This window comes from Enterovirga sp. (assembly GCF_035325185.1).
GTDB lineage: Bacteria > Pseudomonadota > Alphaproteobacteria > Rhizobiales > Beijerinckiaceae > Enterovirga.
Window position 1 is genome coordinate 1 of the sequence record NZ_DAOLAJ010000141.1, and the last position, 6,464, is coordinate 6,464.

The 6,464-nt window shown below is 69.4% G+C and carries 6 protein-coding genes; all 6 read left to right on the forward strand.

The genetic code is table 11. The features are described 5' to 3' along the window. Positions 1–1,134 (forward strand): class I tRNA ligase family protein (locus PKD06_RS17895; RefSeq protein ID WP_324382526.1); only part of this gene is annotated, 1,134 nt, incomplete at its 5' end. Continuing rightward, positions 1,131–1,616: a signal peptidase II gene (gene lspA / locus PKD06_RS17900; RefSeq protein ID WP_324382528.1), complete on the forward strand. Its 486-nt coding sequence runs from the start codon at positions 1,131–1,133 to the stop codon at positions 1,614–1,616. The genes PKD06_RS17895 and lspA, both read left to right, overlap by 4 nt. 83 nt (positions 1,617–1,699) lie before the next feature. Next, positions 1,700–2,380: a hypothetical protein gene (locus tag PKD06_RS17905; protein ID WP_324382530.1), complete on the forward strand. Its 681-nt coding sequence runs from the start codon at positions 1,700–1,702 to the stop codon at positions 2,378–2,380. A 173-nt stretch (positions 2,381–2,553) separates the two neighbouring features. Continuing rightward, positions 2,554–3,867, forward strand: coding sequence for a pitrilysin family protein (locus PKD06_RS17910; protein ID WP_324382536.1), 1,314 nt, complete (start codon positions 2,554–2,556; stop codon positions 3,865–3,867). Between the two features lie 7 nt (positions 3,868–3,874). Further along, positions 3,875–5,149, forward strand: coding sequence for a pitrilysin family protein (locus tag PKD06_RS17915; RefSeq protein WP_324382532.1), 1,275 nt, complete (start codon positions 3,875–3,877; stop codon positions 5,147–5,149). 26 nt (positions 5,150–5,175) lie between these two features. Then, positions 5,176–6,459 carry an aminotransferase class I/II-fold pyridoxal phosphate-dependent enzyme gene (locus PKD06_RS17920; RefSeq protein ID WP_324382534.1) on the forward strand — a complete coding sequence of 428 codons (1,284 nt, stop codon included), beginning with the start codon at positions 5,176–5,178 and terminating at the stop codon, positions 6,457–6,459. The last annotated feature ends 5 nt before the right edge of the window (positions 6,460–6,464 follow it).

Here is a 6,464-nt window from a genome sequence, read left to right on the forward strand (position 1 = left end):
GACCAGCATCGCGGCTGGTTCCATTCCTCGCTCATCGAGAGCTGCGGCACGCGCGGGCGCGCGCCTTTCGACGTCGTGCTGACGCACGGCTTCTGCCTCGACGAGAACGGGGAGAAGATGTCGAAGTCGCGCGGCAACGTGACCGCGCCGCAGGACGTCATCGCGGGCTCGGGCGCCGACATCCTGCGCCTGTGGGTCGCCGCCTCGAACTATTCGGACGACCTGCGCATCGGCAAGGACATCCTGAAGAACTTCTCGGAGATGTACCGCAAGCTCCGCAACACGATCCGCTGGATGCTCGGCACCCTCGCCCACCACGACGGCAGCCCCCTGCCCCCGCCCGGCGAATTGCCGGAGCTGGAGCGGGTGATCCTGCATCGCCTCGCCGAGCTCGACGGCGAGATCCGTCGCGCTTATGCCGAGTTCGACTATGCGCGAGTGGTCTCGCTCCTCTCGACCTTCATGACGGGCGACCTTTCAGCCTTCTATTTCGACATCCGCAAGGATGTCCTTTATTGCGACCCGATCTCCAGCCGGACGCGGCTCGCGGCCCTGGCGGTGATCGAGGAGACCTTCCGCCGCGTCGTCACCTGGATCGCGCCGATCCTGTCCTTCACGGCGGAGGAAGCCTGGCTCGAGCACTATCCGAGCGAGGACGGCTCGGTGCACCTGGAGGTCTTCCCTGAGCTGCCCGCATCCTGGCGCGACGAGGCGCTGGCGAGGCGCTGGAGCGCGATCCGCAACGCCCGCCGCGTCGTGACCGGCGCGCTGGAGATCGAGCGGGCCGCCAAGCGCATCGGCGCGAGCCTCGAGGCGGCGCCCGTCGTCTACGTGGCCGATCCCGAGACCCTGGCGATTCTCCGGGCCGTCGACATGGCCGAGATCTGCATCACCTCCGGCCTCGACCTGCGCGAGGGCGAGGGACCCGCCGATGCCTTCCGCCTCGACGAGGTCAAGGGCATCGCGGTGGTGCCGGCGCGCGCCGAGGGGCGCAAATGCGCCCGCTCCTGGAAGATCTCGACCGAAATCGGGGCCGATCCCGCCTATCCCGACGTCACCCCGCGCGACGCGGCGGCGCTCCGGGAATGGGACGCGGCCCATTCCATAGCCCTTGCCGCGAGGGGCGCGGCGTGAAGCCCTTTGCCGCGGGTCTCCTGGCCCTGGTCCTGACGCTCGTCGCGGACCAGGCCTCGAAGCTGTACCTCCTCTTCGTCTACGACCTTCCGCTCCACGATCCGCTGTCGCTGGGGCCGTTCGTGACCCTGACGGTCGTCTGGAACAGGGGCATCTCCTACGGCCTCTTCCAGCAGGGCACGGAATTCGGCCGCTGGGCGCTCGTCGCCGTCGCGACCATCTCGACGGTGGCGCTCGGCATCTGGATGGCGAGGGCGGCGAACCGCCTCCTCGCCGTCTCGCTCGGCCTGATCCTCGGGGGCGCGATCGGAAACGCCATCGACCGCGTCGCCTATGGCGCGGTATTCGACTTCGTGCATCTCCATGCGGGCGAATGGTCCTGGTACGTGTTCAACATCGCCGATGCCGCCATCGTGTTCGGCGTGATCGGGCTGATCTGGGACGCCTTCGTGGCAAACCGGCAACAGCCGCCGGCTGCCTGAAGGCATAGGGTGCTCCCGGTCTCCCTCCGTCACAGGAAAGCCCGAATGGGCGCCGATGGCGGTAAGGGGACAAAGGATACGACATGACGAGGAGCGCGATGATCACTCCGGCCCGCCTCGGCCTCATCTTCGGCCTCGCTGCGGCCCCTCTCCTGGCGGCGCCCGCTTCCGCCGAGGAGGGAATGTTCTTCAAGGACATGCTGGGCTCGATGGGCGTCATCCCGAAGAGCAAGGCTCCGATCGCCTATCGCGACCGCGCGCCGCTCGTCGTGCCGCCGAAGACCACGCTGCCGGCCCCCGGCTCGCGCGTGAGCGCGGCTGCCAATCCGGGCTGGCCCAACGATCCCGACGTGGCCGCGAGGCGCCGCGCCGCCGAGCAGGATTCTCTTCCGGTGACCTGGAGCGAGAAGCGCCGCTCCTCCGGCGAGAACAACCTGCGGCTGACGCCCGCCGAGATCCAGTCCGGCCGGGTCGCGAGCAGCTCCGCGCCCGTTCCCGGCACCCATCGCGGCGACAATGCGCGCGACGTGCTCCTTCTCAGCCCGGACGCGCTGCGGGCCAAGCCCCGCGAGGCCGAGCCGGATGACGGACCGGAGCCGGGCCGGCGGGCTCTCACCGACCCTCCCTCCGGCATGCGCAAATGGGCGGGCGGCAAGCCGGTCAAGGGTGATTTCGCGCCGCATGTCGACACGATGCGGCAGGAATCGGACCCGATGTCCTGGCTCACCGAAAGGTTTAGGAAAGACGATAACAACGACGACTAGGGCATGCTGCGGAGCCGGGGTCCGCGTCAGCGAAAAGCGGAAATCCGGCTTTCCGAAAGCGGCATCCGACATTAACAATCCAGAGCATGCAGCCGTTCCGCGAAACGGTCGCATGCCCTGGATTCGAGCCGCGCGGCAGGCCCGTCGCGCGGACGGGGAAACGAGACGGACCCATCGTGGACTTGCGAACCGACACGGCACCCGTGGGACGTCTCGAAGGCGGTGGTCCCGAACTGACCACGCACCGGCTGGATAACGGCCTCGAAATCGTCGTCATTCCCGACCGCCGGGTGCCGGTCGTCACACATATGGTCTGGTACAGGAACGGCTCGGCCGACGATCCGCTCGGCCGCTCGGGGATCGCCCATTTCCTTGAGCACCTGATGTTCAAGGGCACCGAGCGCCATCCCGCCGGCGAGTTCTCGAAGGTCGTCTCGGCCCTTGGCGGCCAGGAGAACGCCTTCACCTCCTACGACTACACCGCCTATTTCCAGCGCGTCGCGCCCGAGCATCTGGGGCGCATGATGGAATTCGAGGCCGACCGGATGAGCGGCCTCAATTTCGACGACGAGGTCGTCGCGCCCGAGCGGGACGTCGTCCTGGAGGAGCGGCGCATGCGGGTCGAGACGGACCCCTCGGCGCAGCTCTCCGAGGCGATGGCGGCCGCCCTCTTCGTCCACCATCCCTACGGGATCCCGATCATCGGCTGGATGCACGAGATCGAGACGCTCGACCGGCAGGCCGCCCTCGACTATTACCGCCGCTTCTATTGCCCGGACAACGCGGTCCTGGTCGTTTCCGGCGATATCGAGGCGGCCGAGGTCGTCCGCCTCGCCGAGGCGACCTATGGCAGGAACGCGCCGGGCCGTACCCCTCCCCTGCGCGAGCGGCCGCGCGAACCGGAGCCACGCGCGCTCCGGCAGGTCCTGGTCGCCGATCCCAAGGTCGAGCAGCCCACGCTTCAGCGCCTCTACCTCGCGCCCTCCGTCCGCACGGCGAAAGGACGCGAGAGCCACGCGCTCGAGGTTCTCGCGGAAATCCTGGGCGGCGGGCCCACTTCTCTCCTCTACCGCAAGCTCGTCCTCGATCTCGGCAAGGCCGTGAATGTCGGCGGCTGGTACATGGGCTCGGCGATCGACGACAGCCGCTTCGCGCTCTACGGCGTGCCCGCCGAGGGCGTGTCCCTCGGCGAGCTGGACGCCCTGATCGACCGCACGCTCGCCGAATCCCGCGACGCGCTCGACGACCTCGCCATCGAGCGGGCGAAGACGCGCCTCGTCGCGGAGACGATCTATTCGCTCGACAGCCAGTCCTCGCTCGCGCGCATCTACGGATCGGCGCGCGCCATCGGGGAGACGCTCGAGGAGGTCCGCGCCTGGCCGGAACAGGTCAAGGAGGTCACCCGGGACGATCTCGTCGGCGTCATGGACAGCTACCTGACCGCGCGGCGCTCCGTCATCGGCCATCTCGTCAAGCAGGATTCGTGAGCTTCCGATGAGCGTCGCGACACAATCGGATGCCGGGCCGGCCGAGGTCGTCCCGGTCGTCTCGCCGGGCGGGATCGAGGCCTGGCAGGTCCGCTCGGGCTTCGTGCCGCTGGTCGCCCTCGCCTTCGCCTTCGAAGGCGGCGCGGCCCAGGACCCGCCCGGGCGCGAGGGTGCGATGCAGCTTCTCGCCCGCCTCCTCGACGAGGGCGCCGGACCCTATCGGTCCGACGCCTTCCAGGAACGGCTCGCCGAGCATGCGATCGAGCTGAGCTTCACCTCCGGCCCGGATGCGCTCGGCGGCTCGCTGAAGACGCTCGTCGCCCATGCCGACGAGGCGTTCTCACTGCTCCGCCTCGCGGTCACGCAGCCGCGCTTCGACGAGGACGCCGTCGAGCGCGTGCGCGCGCAGACGCTGGCCGGCCTGCGCTACCAGGCCAACGATCCGAGCGTCGTCGCCTCCCGCCGCTTCGTGGCGGAGGGCTTTCCGGGCCATCCCTACGGCCATCCCTCCTCCGGCACGGTCGAGAGCGTCGCCGCCATCACGCGGGAGGATCTCGTCGCCCTGCACCGGCGCATCGTCGCGACGGGGAAGCTGAAGGTCGCGGCGGTCGGCGATCTCGGCGAGAGCGAACTCGGCGCGCGGCTTGATGCGACCTTCGGCGACCTCCCCAAGACGCCGCAGCTTTCGGCCATCGGGCCCGTCTCGCTCGCCGGCCGGGGCACGCGGCACGTGGTCGATCTCGACGTGCCGCAATCGGTGATCCGCTTCGGCTTCGAGGGAGCCTCCTGGCGCGACCCGGATTTCATTCCCGCCTATGTGCTCAACCACATCCTCGGCGGCGGGGCCTTCACCTCCCGCCTGTTCCAGGAGGTGCGCGAGCGGCGCGGCCTCGCCTACAGCGTCGGCACGTCGCTCGTGAGCTACCGTCATGCGGCGATGACCTGGGGCTATACGGCCACCAAGAACGAGCGCGTCGGGGAGTGCCTCGAGGTGATCGCGCAGGAGATGCGCAAGCTCCGCGAGGAGGGGCCGGACGACGACGAGCTGGACAAGGCGAAAGCCTATCTCACGGGCTCCTATGCGCTCAGCTTCGACACCTCGACGAAGATCGCCCACCAGCTCGTGCAGATCGCCTTCGAGGATCTCGGCCTCGACTATATCCGCCGCCGCAACCAGCTCGTCGCCGCCGTGACGCAGGACGACATCCGCCGCGTCTCGGAGCGCATCCTCGGCGACGGCTCGATGCTCGTCGTCATTGCCGGGCGGCCCGACATCGCCTGACATCGTTCACCGCTCGCGAGCTCCCCATGCTGACGACCCTCCCCGAGGCCGAGTTCTCCGCCTTGGAGCAGCGCACGGCTGCCGAATATGCGGCCTTCCGCGCCCGCGGCCTCAAGCTCGACATGACGCGCGGCAAGCCCTCGCCCGAGCAGCTCGACCTCGCCGAGGGCATGCTCGCCCTTCCCGGCAACCGCGACCATTTCGCCGAGAGCGGCGAGGATGCGCGCAATTACGGCGGGCTCCAGGGCCTGCCGGAGGCCCGCGCCCTCTTCACCGGCATGCTGGGCGCGCCGGCCGGGCGCATCGTGCTCGGCAACAATTCGAGCCTCGCCCTGATGCATGACTGCATCGCCTGGGCGATGCTGCGCGGCGTGCCCGGCGGCGAGCGGCCCTGGTCGAAGGAGAAGGACGTCGCCTTCCTCTGCCCGGTGCCGGGCTATGACCGGCATTTCGCGATCTGCGAGGCGTTCGGCATCCGCATGATCCCGGTCGCGCTCGGCCCGGCCGGGCCCGACATGGCGCAGGTGGAGTCCCTTGTGGCCGACCCCGCGGTGAAGGGCATGTGGTGCGTGCCGCAATATTCGAATCCCAGCGGCGAGACCTATTCCGACGAGACCGTCCGCGCCCTCGCCGTCATGAAGACCGGCTCTCCCGATTTCCGCCTCTTCTGGGACAACGCCTATTCGGTCCACGATCTCGGGGAGACGCCGCAGCGCGTCGCGAACATTCTCGACGCCTGCGAGGCGGCCGGCCATCCCGACCGGGCCTTCGTCTTCGCCTCGACCTCGAAGATCACCCTCGCCGGGGCGGGCCTTGCCGCGCTGGCCAGCTCGCAGGCCAATATCGGCTGGTTCATGAAGGCGGCTCAGATCCGCACGATCGGGCCCGACAAGCTCAACCAGCTTCGCCACGTGCGCTTCCTGAAGGACGCCGCCGGCATCGCCGCCCATATGGCGAAGCATCGCGCGCTGCTCGCGCCGAAATTCGCCGCCGTCCTCGACACGCTGGAGCGTCGCCTCGGCGGGACTGGGGCCGCCCGCTGGACGAAGCCGGAAGGCGGCTATTTCATCAGCGTCGACGTCCCGGATGGCACCGCCTCCCGCGTCGTCGCGCTGGCCCGCGAAGCGGGGCTGGCCCTGACACCGGCCGGCGCGACCTGGCCCCATGGCCGCGACCCGCACGACCGCAACCTGCGCCTCGCCCCGAGCTATCCGTCCCTGGCGGATGTCCGCACGGCCGCCGAGGGCATCGCGCTCTGCATCCTCACCGCCGCGATCGAGGCCGAGAGGGCGAGGCGCGCTGGCGGCTGAACTCC

Bases quoted from the DNA above. Each gene is read 5' to 3' on its own strand.
- PKD06_RS17905 (WP_324382530.1), top strand. From the start codon at position 1,700: ATGACGAGGAGCGCGATGATCACTCCGGCCCGCCTCGGCCTCATCTTC.
- PKD06_RS17915 (WP_324382532.1), top strand. From the start codon at position 3,875: ATGAGCGTCGCGACACAATCGGATGCCGGGCCGGCCGAGGTCGTCCCG.
- PKD06_RS17920 (WP_324382534.1), top strand. From the start codon at position 5,176: ATGCTGACGACCCTCCCCGAGGCCGAGTTCTCCGCCTTGGAGCAGCGC.